Source organism: Halorubrum sp. Atlit-26R (assembly GCF_003666015.1).
In the GTDB taxonomy this organism is placed as follows: domain Archaea; phylum Halobacteriota; class Halobacteria; order Halobacteriales; family Haloferacaceae; genus Halorubrum.
Map to the genome: position 1 here is coordinate 1 of NZ_QPLT01000434.1, position 492 is coordinate 492.

General features: G+C 66.7%; 1 protein-coding gene. It reads left to right on the forward strand.

All coding sequences use genetic code 11. The features are described 5' to 3' along the window. Window positions 1-151: 151 nt before the first annotated feature. On the forward strand, window positions 152-492 hold a 341-nt coding region (locus tag DVK07_RS21330), incomplete at its 3' end, for an ABC transporter ATP-binding protein (protein ID WP_121598618.1).

Genomic DNA, 492 nt, shown 5'->3' on the forward strand with positions numbered 1-492 from the left:
TGTTTTTTATTTATTCGAGACGGAACATCTCTCAGTGACAGGCACCTCCACATCGCAGTCGCTCGTCGTTTGTACGGAGGTAACACGACGGTACGAGTCCGATGGCGGCCCGTTTGCGGCTGACGGCCGGACGGTAACGGCCTTGGATTCGGTGTCGCTCGACGCCGACGGCGGCGACGTGGTCGGTGTGGCCGGTCCGAGCGGGAGCGGAAAGTCGACGTTGCTCCACCTGCTCGCCGGACTCGACACGCCGACGGCGGGGAAGATTGAGGTCCGCGGCACGGCGGTCGGATCGCTTCCTCCCCGCCGCCGAACGGCCTTCCGACGGGAGAACGTCGGTATAGTGTTCCAACGCTTCCACTTGCTCCCCGCGCTCACCGCCCGCGAGAACGTCGCGCTCCCGCTGGTCCAAGCGGGGATCGCCCGGTCGGACCGGCATTCCCGCGCGGACGAACTCCTCGACGCCGTCGGGCTCGACGACCGAGCGTCCCA